The following is an 18,036-nucleotide window of genomic DNA, read 5'->3' as shown; positions in this document are numbered from 1 at the left end:
ACACCTTCCCATAAGAGAATCGACGACAGCGGGTATTCCGTCCACGCATTCAAAATGCCGGAGGCAAATACCGGAATACGCCATTCGATGTTTTTTGGAAAAACGCCGCCCCGCCATCAGTCCGATGCGGATGGCCTAATTAAAAACAATCAGGAATTAATCAACCAGTATTATTTAATCGGCATCTTTTACTTTTGACCCCTGCCCGGTAATTTTTTCAGTTATTGGAGATTCCTGCTTCACGGAGGTAAAGCACACGCTGACTCGTGAATCCGCACGCATGGCATCTGTACCTGTACAGATCAAACGACGAACGCGCTGTGCTCCATTTCCATCAACCCCTTCTGTCGTCGTAAACGAACACTGAATAACCGGACGCCGAATCAACCCTATTGCGAATGATTCGCGTACAGGTTTTCTGGCGCCCAATATTCGGTCCATAGGCCTCCCGGTGTGATCTCGAGACAAATATAGACACGACCCGCAAACGTTTTCCACGCGATAAACATATTTTTGTCAAAACTCAACAATCTTTCTCGAATATTCATCGATTCGTATGACGGATGTGAATTTCACGCTTTAACGAAGCATGGAAATTATTAAGAAAGGAAAAAACCAGTTTCAGGGACGCTGATTTATTCGCCAATCTGCTTTAATGAATTCACATCCGCCGCGCAGCGGTCTGGTTTCTCGAACGATAACGAGGTGTCCAAGGGAGAACTTCACGATGGTGACGTTGAACATCAACGACCGGCCGGCCGAGATCGATGCCGATCCGTCGACACCGGTGCTCTGGGTGCTGCGCGACAATCTCGGGCTGACCGGCACCAAGTTCGGATGCGGCACCGGCGACTGCGGCGCCTGCACCGTTCACGTCGACGGCCGCCCCGCTCGAAGCTGCACGCTGGCGCTGTCGGCCGTGGGCAGCGCGCGCATCACGACATCCGAACATCTCGCCGACGATGCGGTCGGCAAGGCCGTCCTCGACGCGTGGATCCGGCACGACGTCGCGCAATGCGGCTACTGCCAGAGCGGCCAGATGATGAGTGCGGCCGGCCTGCTGCGGAGCAACAAGGCGCCGACCGATGCCGACATCGACCGCGCGATGGCCGGCAACCTGTGCCGTTGCGCGACCTACCAGCGCATCCGCGCCGCGATTCACGATGCGGCCGGCGCGCTTGCCTGAGCCTGCCGGGAGACATTGACCATGCGTACTCGCACTGCCGGGCGCCCGGCGAGCACCGACACCCCCCACTCCGACGCTTCGCCGGCCGCCGGAACAGGTTCTCCGAAACTCGGCCGGCGCGGCTTCCTGAAGCTCACGATGGCGGCAAGCGGCTGCCTGGCGCTGGGCATCGCGCCGACCCGGGCCACGGCCGAAGCGGGCAAAGCCCCGCAGTTTTCACCACCTCAAGCATTCCTGATCATCGCGCCGGACAACACCGTGACCGTTGCCGTCAACCGCACCGAGTCCGGCCAGGGCGTCAGCACCGCGCTACCGATGGCGCTGGCCGACGAACTCGATGCCGACTGGCGCAACGTGCGCACCGTGCTCGCGCCCGCCGGCGAGCCGTACAAGGACCCTGTAACGGGCATCCAGATGACGGCCGGCTCGACGTCGGTCAATCACTCGTTCACGCAATATCGCGAACTCGGCGCATCCGCCCGCGCGATGCTCGTCGCCGCGGCCGCGCAACGCTGGAACGTCGATCCGGCCACGTGCCGGACCGCGAATGGCGTCGTCACGTCCGGCAGCTACCGCGCGACCTATGGCGAGCTCGCGCCCGCCGCGATGGCGATGCCGGTACCGCGGCGGGTGCCGTTGAAGTCGCCGGACCAGTTCCGCCTCATCGGCAAGCCGACACCGCGCATCGACGCACGCCCGATGCTCGACGGCACGCTCAAGTACGGGATGGACTGGCGCCTGCCGGACATGAAGGTGGCCCTGGTCGCGCGCCCGCCGCGCTTCGGCGGGCAGGTCGCGAGCTACGACGCGGCGGCGGCCCGGGCCGTCAAGGGCGTGGTCGAGGTCGTCGAGATCCCGACCGATCGCGGCGGCACCGGCGTGGCCGTCATCGCGAACGGCTACTGGCCGGCCAAGCTCGGCCGCGATGCGCTGAAGATCACGTGGAAGGACGCCGGCTCGACCGTCACGTCCGCCGAACAGATGCAGGCGTACAAACAGCTCGCCGGCACGCCGGGAACCCTGGTGCGCACGGCCGACGCCGGCGGCGCGCCGCCGGCGGCCACGCGAATCGCGAAGGATTACGAATTTCCGTATCTCGCCCACGCGGCGATGGAGCCGCTCAGCTGCACGGTCGACGTCGGGCCGGCGAACTGCGCGTGCGGGATCAAGATCTGGGGCGGCTCGTCGCTGCAAACGGCCGATCGCGCCGCGGTCGCGAAAGCGCTCGGCGTCGCGCCGGAGAAAGTCCAGATCTTCACGATGACGTCGGGCGGCGACTACGGCCGGCGCTCGACCCCCACGTCGGACTACGTGGTCGAAGCCGCCCGCGTGTCCGCCGCGTATCTCGCGGCCGGCCATCTCGGCCCGGTCAAGACGATCTGGACGCGCGAGGACGATCTGCGCGGCGGCTACTACCGCCCGATGGTGCTGCATCGCGTCGACATCGGCGTGGACGGCAGCGGCGCCGTGCGCGACTGGCAGCACGTCGTCGTCGGCCAGTCGGTGCTGAAGGGCTCGCCGCTCGAGCGCACGACGATGCTCGAGCATGGCACCGATCCCGGCCTGACCGAAGGCGTCGCGAACAACCCGTACGGCTTCCCGATGCAGGTATCGGTCCATCAGACCGACGCCGACGTGCCGGTCCAATCATGGCGTTCGGGCGGCCATACGCATACGGCGTTCGTGATGGAAACGCTGGTCGACGAACTCGCGCGCGCGGCGCGGCAGGACCCGGTCGCCTACCGGATGGCGCGGCTGGCCGGCCCCGAGCACGCGCCCCATCGCCAGGCGCTCGCGCTGGCCGTCGACAAGTCCGGCTACGGCACGCGCACGCTGCCGGCAGGGCACGCGTGGGGCGTCGCGATGCACGAAACGGCCGGTTCGGTCGTCGCATACGTCACGGACGTGTCGATCGAAGCGCAGCAGCCGCGCGTGCATCGCGTGACGGCCGGCGTGTATGCGGGCCGCATCGTCAACCCGACCGGCGCGCAAGCGCAGATTCAGGGCGGCGCGCTGTTCGGCCTCTCCACGACGAAGCCGGGCTTTGCGATCGACGTCGACCATGGCGCCGTCCGCAACGCCGGTTTCGCCGACTATCCGCCCGTGCGCATGCAGGAAGCGCCGCCGGTCGATGTCTTCTTCGTGCCGTCGGACGCTCGGCCGACCGGGTTGAGCGACGCCGGCGTGCCGCCGATCGCGCCGGCGGTGGCCAACGGTGCGTTCGTGCTGACGGGCGAGCGGCTGCATGCGTTACCGTTCGCGCCGATGCGGGTCGCATCGGCCACCCCCGCGATGCCGGCGGCCCCTGCGGCCGCCGTCGACGAGGACCCATACGGTGACCTGCCGGCCGGCGGCTGCCGGATGCCGCGCAAGGCCAAGCCGGTCGCGTCGAAGCCGAGGACCGATCAAAGCCACGCAGGCGTCGGCCAGGCGAGTACGGTGCCGAAATTCCTGCGGCCGAAACGGCGCGCGGGCATCCCGTGCATCGACGAACTGAAGAAAGGAACGGTGACCTAGGCGGCGCGGGGGACCAGCCGCCGCACCGACCGGCGCGGCGGTGGGGCATCGTTCCCGCCGCCGCGCTCACCCCCGCCCGCGCCGCATCCTGAGCGTCGCCGACGGCGATTCGCCGAACGCCCGCTTGTACTCGATCGCGAACCGCCCGAGGTGCGCGAAGCCCCATTTCAGCGCGACGTCGGTGACCGACGCGAGCCCCGGCGTGTCGCCGGCCAGCAGTTCCTCGCGCACATGTTGCAGCCGCAACTGTCGCACGAAGCCCATCGGCGTGATCCCGTGGCGATGGCGAAAGCCGGCGAACAGCGTGCTCGGGCTGACGCCGGCGAGTTCGGCGAGCCGTTCGATCGTCAGCGGCTCGTCGAGATGCGCGCGAATGTATTCTTCCACGCGCCGCACGTAGAACGGCGCAAGCGCCGTCGACACGTGTCGCGTGCCGTTGCGCGCGCTGTTCGGGTGGCCGTGCAGCAGCAGGTTGAGCAGCGTCGATTCGAGCTGCTCGAACGCGAGCGGATGACGCAGCGGATGCGCGTCCGTCGCGATCGCGCCGGCGAACACCGGCAGCAATTGCGCGAGACAGGTACCCTGCGGCGACGACAGGTCGAATTCCGGTTCGAATTCGACGCTCGCGCGCCGGTCGTCGCCGAAATGCCGCTGCGCGTGGCGCTCCATCACTTCGCGCTCGATGCGCAGGATGACCTGCGGGCACGCATCGCCCCAGCGCATCTTCAGCGGCAGCGTCGGCGAAAGCAGCGACGCGGTGCCCGGCGACGACACGAAGCGCGTCGCGCCGCATTCGATCTCGGCGTGGCCGCGCAGCGGAATCTGCAGCAGGAAGAAATGTTCGAGCGGCCCCGGCTCGATGCTGACGCCGCCGCCGTAATCGAGCAGGTTCAACGACAGGTTGCCCCAGCGCGCATGGTGCATGCAGCTGTGCAGCGCGCGCGATTCGCCGGTCGGCGTGAGCCGGTGCGGCTTGAACACGTCGGCGACGCGCGCGCGCACCTCGTCGACGTCGTTCGACTCCAGCAGCAGCGTGTCGTGATTGAAACAGGCGGCGTCGGCCAGCCAGCCGGTTTCGGAAAATTGCGCCATCGAAGTTCTCCCGTCGTGCTCGATCGCACTCGCGCCGTGCACGCATTCCCGATCTCGGGGAATCCGTCGCACGATCCGGACAGCACTCGCAGTATCCGGACAGTCCGTCCCGCGAAACACGCAAGTCCAGCCCAAGCCACGCAAGAAGCGGACCGTTCGCGCATCGTAGAAAACTGTGCGGGCTGTCCGCATCCGCACATACCCGCGGTCCGCCGAGGCCCGCCGGCCCGCCGCGGCCGCTGTCGCAGGTTTCCGGAATTCGCGGATAACGGCCGAAGAAAGCGGATAGAAGCGCGCATTTCGTCCGCCAATACTGGGCCCGTCACCGAAACCCACAGCATGGAGGGACACATGAACGGACGTCACATCGAAGTTCCATCGCCGGGCGGCGGCACGTTCCGCGCGTACCTGAGCACGCCGGCCGGCGGAACCGGGCCGGGCATCGTGCTCTGTCACGAAATTTTCGGCGCGAACGCGACGATGCGCGACGTGGCCGACTACTACGCCGAGGAAGGCTATACCGTGCTCGTGCCGGACCTGTTCTGGCGCCAGTCGCCGGGGATCGAGCTCGGTTACGCGGCGGCCGATTTCGAGCGCGCGATGGCCCTTTATCGCGAATTCGACGAAAACAAGGGCGTGGAGGACATCGGCGCCGCGCTGGACATGCTCCGCCAGCGGTCGGAATGCACGGGCGAGGCCGGCGTGCTCGGCTACTGCCTCGGCGGCAAGCTCGCCTATCTCGCCGCGTGCCGGCTGCCGGGCGTGGCCGCGGCGGTCAGTTACTACGGCGTGGGCATCGAGCATGCGCTGGACGAAGCGGCGCACCTGCGCGGGCGGCTCGTATTGCAGATCGCCGCGCAGGACCGCTTCTGCCCGCCCGACGCACAGCAGCGCATCGCGGATGCGCTGTCCGGCCGCGACGGCGTCGAAGTGTACGTCTACCCCGGCGTCGATCACGCGTTCGCCCGCGCCGGCGGCGATCATTTCGACAAGGCCGCCGCGGTCATGGCTCACCAGCGCGCGATCGCCGCGTTCCGCGCCGCGCTCGGCCCGCACTACGACCTGTCCGCGCTGTGGGAAACGCACCTGAAGCACGAGTTCGACACGCGCAACGTCGACGCGACGATGGCCACGATGGTCGCCGAGCCGTACGTCAACCATATTCCGACGCTGACGGGCGGCGTCGGCCACGACGAACTCAAGCGCTTCTACACGCATCACTTCGTGCATGCGAACCCGCCCGACACGACGATCACGCCGATCTCGCGCACGATCGGCGCGAGCCAGATCGTCGACGAGCTGCTGTTCCGCTTCACGCACACCACCGAGATCGACTGGATGCTGCCGGGCGTCGCGCCGACCGGCAAGCGCGTCGAGATTCCGCTCGTCGCGATCGTCAAGTTTCGCGGCGACAAGCTCTATCACGAGCACATCTACTGGGATCAGGCGAGCGTGCTCGTGCAGATCGGCCTGCTCGCCCCGTCCGGCCTGCCGGTCGCGGGCGTCGACACGGCCCGCAAGCTGCTCGACGAAACCGTGCCGTCCAACGGCCTGATGCGCCGCTGGCACGACAGCGCGCCGTCGACGGCGGCATGCTGACGCGGCCCCACCCTCACCCCACGATTCCCGGAGACACCCCATGAATGCCCTTGCTGGCAAAGTCGCGCTCGTCACCGGCGGCGCCACGCTGATCGGCGCAGCGGTCGCGCAGGACCTGAGCCGCGCCGGTGCGAGCGTCGCGATCCTCGATCTCGATGCGGACAACGGCGCACGCGTTGCCGCATCGCTCGGCGAACGGGCGCTGTTCCTCGCGCTCGACATCACCGACGACCGCGCGATCGAGCGCGCGATCGCGACGATCGTCGAACGGTTCGGCGCGATCGACGTGCTCGTCAACCTCGCGTGCAGCTACGTCGACAACGGCATCCACGCGACCCGCAACGACTGGCTCGCGGCGATGGACGTCAACGTCGTGTCGGCGGCGATGCTCGCGAAGGCCGTGCATCCGCACATGGCCCGGCGCGGCGGCGGCGCGATCGTCAACTTCAGCTCGATCTCCGCGCAGTGCGCGCAGACCGGCCGCTGGCTGTATCCGACCTCCAAGGCCGCGATCCGACAGCTCACGCGCAGCATGGCGATGGATCTCGCGCCCGATCGCATTCGCGTCAACTCGGTGTCGCCGGGCTGGACCTGGTCGCGCGTGATGGACGAGCTGACGCACGGCGACCGCGCGAAGACCGATCGCGTCGCCGCGCCGTTCCACCTGCTCGGCCGCGTCGGCGATCCGTCGGAAGTCGCGCAGGTCGTCACGTTCCTGTGCAGCGACGCCGCGAGCTTCGTGACGGGCGCCGACTACGCGGTGGACGGCGGCTATGCCGCGATGGGCCCCGAACAGGCGGTGCCGGCGATTCCGCGGCTCGCGGAATGACCGCTTCGCGCCGCCCCTTCACGCAATCATTCCGGCCGCCACACGGCCAACCAAGGACACTCCCATGAGACGCATCGCTATCGTCGGCGCCGGCCAGTCCGGCCTGCAACTCGCCTTCGCCCTGCTCGACCAGGGTTACCACGTCACGCTCGCGACCAACCGCGACGCGGAGCAGATCCGCTCGGGCAAGGTCATGTCGAGCCAGTGCATGTTCCACACGTCGTTGCAGATCGAGCGCGATCTCGGCCTGAATACGTGGGAGGAAGCGTGTCCGTCCGTCGAAGGCATCGGCATCGCGGTGCCGCACCCGGACGGCAACGGCCGCAAGGTGATCGACTGGTCGTCGCGGCTGACCCGCTACGCGCAGTCGGTCGACCAGCGCGTGAAGATGGCCGACTGGCTCGACGGCGTCCGCCGCCGCGGCGCGGACGTGCGGATCGGCGACATCGGCGTGCCCGAACTCGAGGAACTCGCGCGCAGCCACGACCTCGTGCTGCTCGCGGCGGGCAAGGGCGACATCGTCAACCTGCTCGGCCGCGACGATGCGCGCAGCCCGTTCGACCGCCCCCAGCGCGCGCTGGCGCTCACCTACGTGAAAGGGATGACGCCGAGTGAGCCGTATTCGCGCGTGCGCTTCAACCTGCTGCCGGGCATCGGCGAGTACTTCGTGTTTCCCGCGCTGACCACCACCGGCCCGTGCGAAATCATGGTGTTCGAAGGCATCCCGGGCGGCCCGCTCGACTGCTGGGCCGACGTGAAGACGCCCGAGCAGCATCTGGACCGGAGCCTGTCGTTCCTGCAGCAGTACGTACCGTGGGAATTCGAGCGCTGCCGCGACGTCGAGCTCACCGATCCGAACGGCACGCTGGCCGGGCGCTTCGCGCCGACGGTACGCAAGCCGTTCTTCCGGCTGCCGTCGGGCCGCACCGTGTTCGGGATGGCCGACGCGGTGGTGGTCAACGATCCGATCACCGGCCAGGGCTCGAACAACGCCGCGAAATGCGCGAACGCGTATTTCGCGGCGATCGTCGCGCGCGACGCCGCGCCGTTCGGCGAAGACTGGATGCAGCAGACGTTCGAAAGCTACTGGGCCTATGCGCAGCATGTCGTGCGCTGGACCAACTCGCTGCTCACCCCGCCGCCGCCGCACATCCTCGAACTGCTCGGCGCGGCCGGCCAGTCGCCGTCGCTTGCCAAGGTGATCGTCGACGGCTTCGACGATCCGCGCCGGTTCTCGCCTTGGTGGTTCGAGCCGTCGGCGTGCGCGGCGCTGATCCGGCAACACAGCGTGCGAGCGGAGTAACCGTCATGGAAACGACCGTTACCGACCGTCCGGCCCTCGACCCGATGCAGTTGCGCGCCGCGTTCGGACAGTTCCCGACCGGCGTCACCGTGATCACCACGTGCGCGGCCGACGGGCGCAAGGTGGGGCTCACCGCGAATTCGTTCTCGTCGCTGTCGCTCGATCCGCCGCTCGTGCTGTGGAGCCTGCGCAAGGTCGCGCCGAGCCGCCCGGATTTCGTCGCGGCGACCCATTTCGCGATCAACATCCTCGCGCACGACCAGATCGACCTGTCGCGCCGCTTCGCGACGCCCAGCGCCGACAAGTTCGACGGCGTGCCGCACGCGGAGTCGGAAAGCGGCGGCGTGCCCTGCCTCGACGGCGCGAGCGCGCGCTTCGTGTGCCGCAACGTCGGCCACTACGAAGGCGGCGATCATTTGCTCTTCATCGGCGAGATCGAGCAGTTCGACGCGTTCGGCAAGGCACCGCTCGTGTTCCATGCCGGCCAGTATCGCGCGATCGCCGATCACCCCGATCTTTCACGCGCGCTTTGACTAGGGCGTGTTCACGCTAATAACGGGCTTGCGCTGGCCCCCAGAAGGGCCGAGCGCGAGGATTGCGACGAAGCGAATACTCGACGTATTCGCGAGGAGCATGACGCAGCGATCGGCCCTTCTGGGGGCCAGCCCCACGAATGCATTTTTCAGGCAGGGGAACGTGCCTTTCCGCCCACATTGCGGCGTCGTGCGTCGCTTGTTTGGCACGGCCAAACGGCGCTCCTTACTCCTTGCACTGCGGGCGGAAAGGCACGTTCGCAAGCCCGTTATTAGCGTGAACACGCCCTAGTACATGCAAATAATATCCAGGAGGTGGTGAACATGAAATTCGGCTCTCGCCTGCTCGTCGCCGCAGGCTTTGCGCTCGTCGGTCTCGCCGGCCACGCGCCGGCCCATGCGGCCGATCTGCCGGCGGTCAACCTCGGCATGACGAGTTTCCTCGACGGCATGCCGCCGGCCGGCGCCGGCTGGTACGGCACGCAGTACCTGCAGTACTACACGGCCGGCCGCGTCAACGACAATGCGGGCAACAAGGTCGGGTTGCCGAAGCAGGACATCGACCTGTTCGCGGGCTTGAGCCAGCTCGTCTATCAGTCGCCGCTGACGTTCGCCGGCATGCATCCGGGCCTCGACGTGATCCTGCCGTGGATCGCGTCCGCGCGGACCGACGACGGCATCGGCAACGTCGCGCTGAATGCGCGCGCCGGCTTCGGCGATCTGCTGATCGGCCCGTTCGTCCAGTTCGACCCGGTGATGGGCGCGCAGGGCCCGCGCTTCGCGCAGCGCGTCGAATTCCAGTTCATCGTGCCGACCGGCGCGTACGATCCGTCGCGCGCGATCAATCCGGGCAGCCATTTCTGGTCGTTCGATCCGTACTGGGCGGCGACGCTGTGGCTCACGCCGAAATGGACCGTATCGTGGCGGCTGCACTATCTGTGGAACGCGACCAACCATCAGCCGGCCACGGCACTCGGGCCCGACGTGACGTCGACGCAGGCCGGCCAGGCGATCCACGTGAACTTCGCGACCGAGTACGAAGTACGGCCCGGCCTGCGGCTGGGCCTCAACGGCTACTGGTTGCGCCAGACCACCGACATGAAGGCCAACGGGCAGGACGTGCCGGGCACACGGGAAGCGGTATTCGCGATCGGGCCGGGGGCGATGGTCAGCTTCTCGCCGCACGACCACCTGCTGTTCAACGCGTACTTCGAGACTTATGCACGCAACCGGCCCCAGGGGACGCGGATGGTACTGCGCTACGTGCATCATTTTCAGTGACGCACCGCGCGCCGGCCGCCCCGATCCGGCGCACGCCGCTTCAAACGGTTAGCAGTAGGGGGCAGCCGTGAAGGCGGTGGACTACGGCTTGTTCCATGATCGACCATGGGTCCAGGATGCATTGTCGTCGCTATGGTCGATCTGTCTCGCGGCGCCGCCTGGGGAGGGAGCCTCCATGAAGCCTGTCGCGGTGCCGGCCGCCGATTGGACCGGAGGCCGGCACACGTAGCCTTTATCGATGCGAGCGAAGCCGCATCCGTGCGCCGCTCATTGCGCGATGCCGACGAACGTGGGCAGCAGCACGCGATACACGTGAATCATCGCCGGGCCGAGCAGCACCACCATCAGCGCGGGGAAAATGCAGAAGATCAGCGGGAACAGCAGCTTCAGCGCGATCTTCGCCGCGCGTTCCTCCGCGCGCATCCGGCGCCGCGTGCGCAGCATGTCCGACAGCACGCGCAGCGATTCGCTGATGCTCGTGCCGAACCGGTCGGCCTGGATCAGCATCGCGCAGAACGATTCGATATCCTCCACGCCGGTGCGCAGCGCGAGATTGCGCAGCGCCGTTTCCTTCGTGAAGCCGGAGCGCATCTCGAGCAGCAGCAGATCGAGTTCGCTCGCGACCACCTCGCTGCGAAACCGCAGTTCCTCGCTCACCTTCATCAGCGCCGCGTCGAGCCCGAGCCCCGCTTCGACGCACACCGTCAGCAGGTCGAGCGCGTCCGGGAAATCCTCGAAGATCTTCTGCTGGCGCACCTTGACCCGCTGCGACAGCACGACGTTCGGGATGTAGTAACCGATGCCGGCGAGCGCGACGAGGATCAGCGACAGCAGCGCCCGCTCGTCGCCGAGCGACGTCGTGATCAGCACCAGCAGCGCCGCGCACGGCAGGCCGAGCGCGAGCACCGTCTTCGCGGTGAAATACAATGCGGCCGCGCTCTGGTTGCGCCAGCCGGCATTCATCAGCCGGATGCGCAGCGGCGAACTCTCCCAGCCTTCCTTCGGCACCGACAGCTTCGAGATCGGGGTGGACAGCTCGACCAGCTTCGCGACCCAGCGCGACGCCATGTCGTCGCCGTCGCCCGGGCCGGCGACGGCGCCCGCCCCGGCTCCGCCGGCCTGCTCGATCCGGCGCTGGATGCTGCGCGGCGCGAACAGCAGCATCGCGACGAGCACGCCGCCGGCCACGAAGATGAACAAGCCGCCCAGCATCACGGCCTGGACCACGCTCAGGTTTTGCATGACAACCTCGCAACGGTTCGTTATTCGGCGCGCGCGTCAGACGCGAATGCGCACGATTCGGCGGATCCAGAACAGGCCGAACAGCATCGACACCAGCATCGTGCCGACCATCCGGATGCCCGCGGGATCCTCCCAGAGCACGGACAGGAATTCGCGGTTCAGCAGCGCCATCACCGCCGCGGTGCCGAACGGCAAGAGCCCGAGAATCCACGCCGACAGCCGCCCTTCCGCCGACAGCACGCGCACCTTGTCGAACAGCTTGAAGCGCTCGCGGATCAGCCCGGCGATGCTGTCGAGCAGCTCGGCCAGGTTGCCGCCCGTCTCGCGCTGGATCAGCACCGCGATCACGAAGTAGCGCAGGTCCTGCACCGGCACGCGCGTCGCGAGGTTCATCAGCGCGTCGTGCAGCGACACGCCGTAGTTGACCTCGTCGAACGTGACGCGGAACTCGCCGCCCATCGGCTCGGAAAACTCGTCGCCGACCATCCCGAGCGTGCTCGTGAACGAATGACCGGAGCGCAGCGCGCGCGCGATCATGTCGCAGATGTCCGGCAACTGCCGCTCGAGCTTGCGCATCCGTCGCGCGCGGCAGCGCAGCACGTAAGCCATCGGCATCCAGCCGGCGACGAGCGCGATCGGCACCGCGGCCAGTTGCGGCAAGCGCGCGAAACTCGCCGCGAACCACGCGAACGCCGCGAACGTCGCGCTGAGCGTGATCAGCTTCGGCAGCGTCCAGTCGAGGCCCGACTGCTGGATCACGAGATCGAGCGCGTGCACGCGCGGCACGCGCAGCAGCAGCCGGTCGAACGATTTCGACTCGTCGAGCATCCGCTTCTTCAGGATCGACAGCCGCTCCTGCTGGACGTTGCCGCCGGCCGACATCGCGCGAATGCGCGATTCGATCCGGCGCGCGGCAGTGCCGTGCCGCGCGTTCCACCATTGATAGATGCCTTCGATCGACAGCACGACCGCGACGAAGGTAAGAATCACAAAACCGTAAAAGATCGCATTCATGAGGCCTCCCCGGCAGCACACGGCGCCTGTCGTCAGTCCGTTTCGTAACGCACGGACGGGTCGTACAGCGAATCCGGCAGGTTGATGCCGAACGCCTGCAGCCGCTCGACGAACTTCGGCCGCACGCCGGTCGCGCAGAAGTGGCCGCGCACCGAGCCGTCGCGGTCCACGCCCGTGCGCTTGAACGTGAAGATCTCCTGCATGTTGATGATGTCGCCTTCCATCCCGGTCAGCTCCTGGATGCTGACGATCTTGCGCTTGCCGTCGGTCAGCCGCGCCGCCTGCACGACCACCGAGATCGCCGACGCGATCTGCTGGCGCATCGTCTTCGGCGGCAGCGTCAGGCCCGACACGCTGACCATGTTCTCGAGCCGCGTCAGCGCGTCGCGCGGCGTGTTCGCGTGGATCGTCGCGAGCGAGCCTTCGTGGCCCGTGTTCATCGCGTTGAGCATGTCGAGCGCTTCGGCGCCGCGCACTTCGCCGAGGATGATCCGGTCCGGGCGCATCCGCAGCGCGTTGCGCACCAGCGTGCGCTGCGTGATCTCGCCCTTGCCCTCGATGTTCGGCGGGCGCGTTTCGAGCCGCAGCACGTGCGGCTGCTGCAGCTGCAGCTCGGCCGCGTCCTCGATCGTGACGATCCGCTCGTTGCGCGGAATGAAGCCGGACAGGATGTTGAGCAGCGTCGTCTTGCCGCTGCCCGTGCCGCCCGACACCAGCACGTTCACCTTCGCGCGCGACAGCGCGTCGAGCAGCTCGGCCATCGGCGGCGTCAGGCTGTGGAAGCGCACCAGGTCGTCCATCTTCAGCGGGTTGACCGCGAAACGCCGGATCGACATCAGCGGCCCGTCGATCGCGGACGGCGGGATGATCGCGTTCACGCGCGAGCCGTCCGGCAGCCGCGCGTCGACCATCGGGCTCGATTCGTCGATGCGGCGCCCCACGCGCGACACGATCTTCTCGATCACCTTCATCAGGTGTGCGTCGTCGTAGAACGTCACGTCGGTCAGTTCGAGCTGCCCGCACCGCTCGACGTAGACCTGCCGATAGGTGTTCACGAGGATGTCGGAGATGCCGGGGTCGCGCAGCAGCGCTTCGAGCGGGCCGAAGCCGAACATCTCGTCGTACACGTCGATCGCGAGCTGGCGCCGCTCGATGTCGTTCGCCGGCATCCGCTCCTCGTCGAGGATGCGCGCGATCAGCGAGCCGATCTCCATGCGGACCTGATCCTGATGCAGCCGCGACAGGCGCTCGAGCTCCACGCGCTCGAGCACGGCCAGGTGAATTTCGCGGCGCAGCTTCTGGTATGCGTCGCGCACCGACGAATGCGCCGGGCCGGCCGGCTCGCTGCCCGCCGCCATCGGCTGGGCCCGGTGCAACGACATCTGTTCGCGCAATGACATGATGGTTCCCCGAAAGAATTACATCGACTTGAGCTTCGGCGTGGCCTTGCGGCCGAACAGCCGGGACATCAACGGTTCGCTGTGCGTCGCGCCGCGTCCCGCGCGCACTCCGCCGTCGACGAGTTGCTTCGCGCAGCCCTGCAACGCACGCGCGACCGCCGAGCCGCGCGCGAGCCGCGACACCGGATGGCCCTGGTTGATCGCTTCGAGCACGGTGTCGGCGTCGTCGGGAATCGTGCAGGCCGCGTGCAGGCCGAGCACTTCCTCGAGCGCGGTGCGGGTGCGCTCGCTCGCGCGCGTCGTGCGGTTCACGATCAGCCGCATCTGGTCGGTCGAGTAGCCGAGCGACACGAGAATCTCCAGCAGCCGGCGGCCGGCGCGCACGTGCGGCATCGCGGGCTGCAGCACGATCTGGATCTGGTCGCTGCGATCGAGCGCGACCATCGACAGCGGGTTGATGGCGACGCCGACGTCGAAGATCACGAAGTCGTAGCGCGGCGCGGCGACGCCGAGTATCCATTCGAGCGCGTCCTCGCGCATCTCGGCGGCCTTGACCGGGTCGCCCGCGCCCGCGAGCACGTGGAAGTTGTCCGTCACGTGCGCGACGCTCGCGTCGAGAAACGCGCTGTCGAGCCGCTCGATCTGCGCGCACAGCTGCGGCAGCGTCGACGGCGGGGCTTCGTCGCTGACGAGGAACGCCGCGTCGGCGAACTGCTGGTTCAGGTCGATCAGCAGCACGCGGCGCTTGAAGCCCTCGGCGATCTCGAACGCGACGTTGCCGGCCGCGAAGCTCGTGCCGGCCCCGCCCTTGCACGACATGAACGACACGATGCGCGTGTCGTCGGTATCGCGCGGCGTGCTTTGCGCGGCCGCCCGGCCGAGTGCGTTGCCGAGCGCCTGCGGATCGAGCGGCCACTGCAGCACGTCGCGCGCGCCCGCCCGCATCGCGTCGAGCAGCACGTGCGGCGATGCGTCGGCCGTCACGAGGATGCAGGTCAGGCCCGCATGCGCGCGGCAGATGCGCTCGATCGCCGACAGCTCGGACGGCTCGAGCGACGTGCCGTCGATCAGCAGGATGTCGAACGCGTCGAGCCCGTCGGTGCGATGTTCGATCTGCGACGGACGGCCGGTGGCGCGCGTCGTGCGATAGCGTCCGCAGTCGGCCACGAGACGCGCGATCTGCGAAAGCCGCGCGGTATCGTCGGAAGCTACGAGGATGTTGATCATGTCGTGTGCCTCGTCTTTTCGATTAGTTGCAGGCGGAGCCGCCCGTCGCGGAATTCAGGCTTTCGCGCGGCAGCGTCGTCGTGAACGGCGGCATTTTCACCGTGACGTTCATGAACGGGATCATGGTCTTGACGGTGACGTTCGTGACGCTCACCGTCACGAACGAGCACGTGTTGACGTCGCAACTCGACGGCGTGTAGTTCACCGACACGTTCGCGTTCGACAGCAGCGGCAGCAGCGATCGCACACGCTTCACGACGCCCGCGGCGTTCACGTCGCACACCACCGCGGTGCGCGCGCCGAGGCGCACGGCCTCGCTCGCGGTATTCCAGTAGAACAGCACGCGGCCGAACTCGAAGATGCCGATCAGCAGCATGATCAGCACCGACGCGATCAGCGCGAATTCGACGATCGCGACGCCGCGCTGCGTGCGCCGGCGTGACAGCGGGAAATGGCGCGCATTCATGACACCTGCCTCATCACGGTGACGATGTTGCCGAAGGTGATCGACGGCAGCCCCGGGAACGCGGGGATCGGCTGGTACTGGTAGCCCGAGATCTTCACTTCGACGACGTTGATCGCGCCCGTGGCCGTGCCGCTCGGCGCGTTGTTGTTCGAATCGTAGGTCGGCAGGTTCGCGAACTGCGACGGGTCCGACGCATCGCTGCAGCCGGTCGTACGCTGTGCGTCGCAGATCGTGACCATCGACGTCGTGAGCCCGGGCACGAGCTCGGTGCCCGACGTGCCGCACGTCGTGCTGCCGTAGACGACGAGACACTGCGCCTGCGATACCGGATACGCGCTGTCGGTCGGCAGCCAGACCGACAGGTAGCGTGCCGCATCGCGCGTGGCCTTGGTCAGCGTCTCGTACTGGTAGATCGCTCGGCCGAATTCGGCCACGCCCGTCGCGAGCATGATCATCGGCATCAGCACGAGCGCGAACTCGACGGCGACGACGCCGCGGGTGCGCGAACGACGAATCGGCGGCTTCTTCATGATCGTCTCTCCGCTATTGAACGAGCATCGGCACCTGCGTGCCCGATGCGCTGCCGCTGCCGGGCAAGCCGTGCGTCGCGCACGGGTTGTTGCCCGACACCGACGAGCCGAGGTATTCGAGGTGCGCGACGACGGCGCCGCTGCTCTTGCCGGAGCTGAACGGAACGGGATCGAGCATCAGCACGCAATCCCATTGCGTAACGTGCAACTTGTGACTGCTCCCTTGCAGCGTCGAGCAGTCGCCTTCCGGCGCGAGCGCGAGGCGTCGGTCGCCGCCGTAGGTCGAGTAGTTGCTCGCCGTCGCCGTGCCGTTGGTGGCGATGCCGCTGCCCGACGGTGGCGCGCCGTCGCCCTGGTACGGCTTGAAGCTCGCGCGGTCGGCCACGAACTGCGTGTATGCATCACCCTTGATGCCCGGTGTTCCGGGCGGCCCGTAGTTCGGGCCGACATACGCGTAGCCGGTGAAGTCCGGCTGGCCGCTCGAGCCGTTCGCGCCGTTCGTGTAGACGCCGAAGCGCGTATTCCAGGCGCGCAGCGCCGCCGACATCTTGCCCGGGGTACTCAGGTCTTGCGGGCTGGTGATATTGCAAGTGTTGCCCGACAGCTCGTTCGCGATGGTCGTTTCGTTCGTCGAGCCGTCGAGCGCTGCCCAGCCGAAGTTGCCGGGCCCGTATGGCAACGACGAATCCGACAGCGACGAAATCCAGTCGCCGACCTTGTAGGGCGACGCCGCCGACGCACGGCACACGAACACCGGAATCGCGCAAGTCGTCTGCCCGCCGCCGACGGTCGCGATCGCGCTCGCCGACACTTCCGCCGCATTCGCGAGCTTCGTGCCCGGCAGCACGTTCAGCACCTCGATGAACCAGTGCGCGATGCTGCTCAGCGTCGCGGTGCACTGCACGTACTTGATGTTCGCCGGCGTCGCGACCGCGTCCTTGGTCAGGAACGGGTTGGTCAGCGAATCGCTGAACGTGACGTTCGCGTTCGTCGACATCTGCACCGACTTCTTCTGGAAAAACACGAAATTCAGATGGCCGGCGGCGATGCCGTCGGCTTCGGCCACCGACAGGCTGATCGCCGAGGTCAGGTCGCGCGCAGCCGACAGCGCGCAGGCATCGGCGCTGTTCTGCAGTTCGCTGCGCGTGACGTACAGCTTGCCGAGATCCAGCGCGAGCCCGACGAACCCGATCATCACCGCCAGCGAAAGGCCGACGATGATCGCGACGGCACCGCGCTGGCGATGCAGGCTGCGACGCGTGAGTTTCGGATAGCGGGCTGCGCGGTTCATGGCGTTCTCCCTGAGCGTGGTGTCGTTACTGCGTGGCCTTGCCGATGCCGATCACGAATGCGTTGGCGGGCGGCACGGCCTGCTTGAACGACTTGTCGTAGTTGTCGAGCGCGGCCGCGGCGGCGTTGCCGTCGACTCCCGATGCCGACGAAGGATGTTCGCCAGCATGCGGATCGATGATCTGGGCGTGCATCACGGTGCGGACGGAGTCGCCGAAGCGGCTGTCCCACACGGGGGTCGACGACATGCAGCCGGCAAGCGCGAACGCGAGCGGGACGGCGAGCGCCGCGCGGCGCACGAATACGAGGTAGGCGGATTTCATGAGCTTCCCCTTGGATGGCTTCAACGATCGGTGGACTGCGGTTCCGCGCCGGCGCGCGCAATCTGCGCGTTGGGCGCCGCGGCGATCCGGTGCTTCGCGCGCACCGCCGGCTGGGCCGGCGTATCGGGGCCGGCTGCCGCGAGGCGCGCGGCGGCGGCTTCGATGCGCGCGACACGCGCCGCGGTGGCCGCATCGGGCTGCGGC

General features: G+C 67.4%; 17 protein-coding genes. 7 read left to right on the top strand and 10 right to left on the bottom strand.

Annotated elements, in window-relative coordinates; genetic code table 11:
- Positions 1 to 727 precede the first annotated feature (727 nt).
- Both LGM42_RS32230 and LGM42_RS32225 read left to right on the top strand, forming a co-directional pair.
- Positions 728 to 1,186: a (2Fe-2S)-binding protein gene (locus LGM42_RS32230; protein WP_059577675.1), complete on the top strand. Its 459-nt coding sequence runs from the start codon at positions 728 to 730 to the stop codon at positions 1,184 to 1,186.
- Between the two features lie 21 nt (positions 1,187 to 1,207).
- A complete protein-coding gene (locus tag LGM42_RS32225) occupies positions 1,208 to 3,703 on the top strand; it encodes a xanthine dehydrogenase family protein molybdopterin-binding subunit (RefSeq protein WP_226234345.1) in 2,496 nt (831 codons plus the stop codon).
- Between the two features lie 66 nt (positions 3,704 to 3,769).
- Here LGM42_RS32225 and LGM42_RS32220 read toward each other — a convergent pair whose 3' ends face one another.
- Positions 3,770 to 4,795 (bottom strand): AraC family transcriptional regulator, encoded by a 1,026-nt coding sequence (locus LGM42_RS32220; protein ID WP_226234344.1) that lies wholly within the window; start codon positions 4,793 to 4,795, stop codon positions 3,770 to 3,772.
- A 351-nt stretch (positions 4,796 to 5,146) separates the two neighbouring features.
- Between LGM42_RS32220 and LGM42_RS32215 the strand changes: the two genes are divergently transcribed.
- The 5 genes from LGM42_RS32215 to LGM42_RS32195 all read left to right on the top strand — a co-directional run bounded on the left by LGM42_RS32215 (position 5,147) and on the right by LGM42_RS32195 (position 10,340).
- A complete protein-coding gene (locus LGM42_RS32215; RefSeq protein ID WP_226234343.1) occupies positions 5,147 to 6,394 on the top strand; it encodes a dienelactone hydrolase family protein in 1,248 nt (415 codons plus the stop codon).
- 40 nt (positions 6,395 to 6,434) lie between these two features.
- A complete protein-coding gene (locus LGM42_RS32210; protein ID WP_059577664.1) occupies positions 6,435 to 7,223 on the top strand; it encodes an SDR family oxidoreductase in 789 nt (262 codons plus the stop codon).
- Positions 7,224 to 7,287: 64 nt separating this feature from the next.
- Positions 7,288 to 8,526, top strand: a complete 1,239-nt coding sequence (locus tag LGM42_RS32205) for a styrene monooxygenase/indole monooxygenase family protein (protein ID WP_124862395.1) — start codon at positions 7,288 to 7,290, stop codon at positions 8,524 to 8,526.
- A gap of 5 nt (positions 8,527 to 8,531) precedes the next feature.
- The gene (locus LGM42_RS32200) at positions 8,532 to 9,059 is read left to right on the top strand and encodes a flavin reductase family protein (RefSeq protein ID WP_060967112.1); all 528 of its coding nucleotides are present in this window, start codon (positions 8,532 to 8,534) and stop codon (positions 9,057 to 9,059) included.
- A gap of 324 nt (positions 9,060 to 9,383) precedes the next feature.
- Positions 9,384 to 10,340: a transporter gene (locus LGM42_RS32195; RefSeq protein WP_226234342.1), complete on the top strand. Its 957-nt coding sequence runs from the start codon at positions 9,384 to 9,386 to the stop codon at positions 10,338 to 10,340.
- A 267-nt stretch (positions 10,341 to 10,607) separates the two neighbouring features.
- Here LGM42_RS32195 and LGM42_RS32190 read toward each other — a convergent pair whose 3' ends face one another.
- The 9 genes from LGM42_RS32190 to LGM42_RS32150 all read right to left on the bottom strand — a co-directional run.
- Positions 10,608 to 11,582, bottom strand: coding sequence for a type II secretion system F family protein (locus tag LGM42_RS32190; RefSeq protein ID WP_060313788.1), 975 nt, complete (start codon positions 11,580 to 11,582; stop codon positions 10,608 to 10,610).
- A gap of 36 nt (positions 11,583 to 11,618) precedes the next feature.
- The gene (locus tag LGM42_RS32185) at positions 11,619 to 12,596 is read right to left on the bottom strand and encodes a type II secretion system F family protein (protein ID WP_226234341.1); all 978 of its coding nucleotides are present in this window, start codon (positions 12,594 to 12,596) and stop codon (positions 11,619 to 11,621) included.
- Between the two features lie 32 nt (positions 12,597 to 12,628).
- A complete protein-coding gene (locus tag LGM42_RS32180) occupies positions 12,629 to 13,996 on the bottom strand; it encodes a CpaF family protein (RefSeq protein ID WP_060313794.1) in 1,368 nt (455 codons plus the stop codon).
- 18 nt (positions 13,997 to 14,014) lie between these two features.
- A complete protein-coding gene (locus tag LGM42_RS32175; RefSeq protein WP_059577648.1) occupies positions 14,015 to 15,223 on the bottom strand; it encodes an AAA family ATPase in 1,209 nt (402 codons plus the stop codon).
- A gap of 22 nt (positions 15,224 to 15,245) precedes the next feature.
- Positions 15,246 to 15,689, bottom strand: coding sequence for a TadE/TadG family type IV pilus assembly protein (locus LGM42_RS32170; RefSeq protein ID WP_226234340.1), 444 nt, complete (start codon positions 15,687 to 15,689; stop codon positions 15,246 to 15,248).
- Positions 15,686 to 16,219, bottom strand: coding sequence for a TadE/TadG family type IV pilus assembly protein (locus LGM42_RS32165; RefSeq protein ID WP_060010534.1), 534 nt, complete (start codon positions 16,217 to 16,219; stop codon positions 15,686 to 15,688). Before LGM42_RS32165 ends, LGM42_RS32170 begins: the two co-directional genes overlap by 4 nt.
- A 13-nt stretch (positions 16,220 to 16,232) precedes the next feature.
- Positions 16,233 to 17,510, bottom strand: a complete 1,278-nt coding sequence (locus LGM42_RS32160) for a pilus assembly protein TadG-related protein (protein WP_226234339.1) — start codon at positions 17,508 to 17,510, stop codon at positions 16,233 to 16,235.
- A 25-nt stretch (positions 17,511 to 17,535) separates the two neighbouring features.
- Entirely contained in the window at positions 17,536 to 17,832 is a 297-nt protein-coding gene (locus tag LGM42_RS32155; protein ID WP_059577636.1) for a hypothetical protein, read from the bottom strand.
- A gap of 20 nt (positions 17,833 to 17,852) precedes the next feature.
- The coding region (locus tag LGM42_RS32150; RefSeq protein WP_413227437.1) for a hypothetical protein at positions 17,853 to 18,036 on the bottom strand (184 nt) is incomplete at its 5' end.

The organism is Burkholderia sp. AU39826 (assembly GCF_020419965.1).
Classification (GTDB): domain Bacteria; phylum Pseudomonadota; class Gammaproteobacteria; order Burkholderiales; family Burkholderiaceae; genus Burkholderia; species Burkholderia semiarida.
Note: the sequence above shows the minus strand (reverse complement) of the source record. Positions and strands in the feature narration are given on the sequence as shown.

What these genes read in the sequence shown, in the direction of transcription:
- LGM42_RS32180 (WP_060313794.1), bottom strand. Translation starts at nt 13,996, where the DNA reads ATGTCATTGCGCGAACAGATGTCGTTGCACCGGGCCCAGCCGATGGCG.
- LGM42_RS32155 (WP_059577636.1), bottom strand. Translation starts at nt 17,832, where the DNA reads ATGAAATCCGCCTACCTCGTATTCGTGCGCCGCGCGGCGCTCGCCGTC.
- LGM42_RS32205 (WP_124862395.1), top strand. Translation starts at nt 7,288, where the DNA reads ATGAGACGCATCGCTATCGTCGGCGCCGGCCAGTCCGGCCTGCAACTC.
- LGM42_RS32175 (WP_059577648.1), bottom strand. Translation starts at nt 15,223, where the DNA reads ATGATCAACATCCTCGTAGCTTCCGACGATACCGCGCGGCTTTCGCAG.
- LGM42_RS32200 (WP_060967112.1), top strand. Translation starts at nt 8,532, where the DNA reads ATGGAAACGACCGTTACCGACCGTCCGGCCCTCGACCCGATGCAGTTG.
- LGM42_RS32190 (WP_060313788.1), bottom strand. Translation starts at nt 11,582, where the DNA reads ATGCAAAACCTGAGCGTGGTCCAGGCCGTGATGCTGGGCGGCTTGTTC.
- LGM42_RS32220 (WP_226234344.1), bottom strand. Translation starts at nt 4,795, where the DNA reads ATGGCGCAATTTTCCGAAACCGGCTGGCTGGCCGACGCCGCCTGTTTC.
- LGM42_RS32160 (WP_226234339.1), bottom strand. Translation starts at nt 17,510, where the DNA reads ATGAACCGCGCAGCCCGCTATCCGAAACTCACGCGTCGCAGCCTGCAT.
- LGM42_RS32210 (WP_059577664.1), top strand. Translation starts at nt 6,435, where the DNA reads ATGAATGCCCTTGCTGGCAAAGTCGCGCTCGTCACCGGCGGCGCCACG.
- LGM42_RS32195 (WP_226234342.1), top strand. Translation starts at nt 9,384, where the DNA reads ATGAAATTCGGCTCTCGCCTGCTCGTCGCCGCAGGCTTTGCGCTCGTC.
- LGM42_RS32165 (WP_060010534.1), bottom strand. Translation starts at nt 16,219, where the DNA reads ATGAAGAAGCCGCCGATTCGTCGTTCGCGCACCCGCGGCGTCGTCGCC.
- LGM42_RS32170 (WP_226234340.1), bottom strand. Translation starts at nt 15,689, where the DNA reads ATGAATGCGCGCCATTTCCCGCTGTCACGCCGGCGCACGCAGCGCGGC.
- LGM42_RS32185 (WP_226234341.1), bottom strand. Translation starts at nt 12,596, where the DNA reads ATGAATGCGATCTTTTACGGTTTTGTGATTCTTACCTTCGTCGCGGTC.
- LGM42_RS32225 (WP_226234345.1), top strand. Translation starts at nt 1,208, where the DNA reads ATGCGTACTCGCACTGCCGGGCGCCCGGCGAGCACCGACACCCCCCAC.
- LGM42_RS32230 (WP_059577675.1), top strand. Translation starts at nt 728, where the DNA reads ATGGTGACGTTGAACATCAACGACCGGCCGGCCGAGATCGATGCCGAT.
- LGM42_RS32215 (WP_226234343.1), top strand. Translation starts at nt 5,147, where the DNA reads ATGAACGGACGTCACATCGAAGTTCCATCGCCGGGCGGCGGCACGTTC.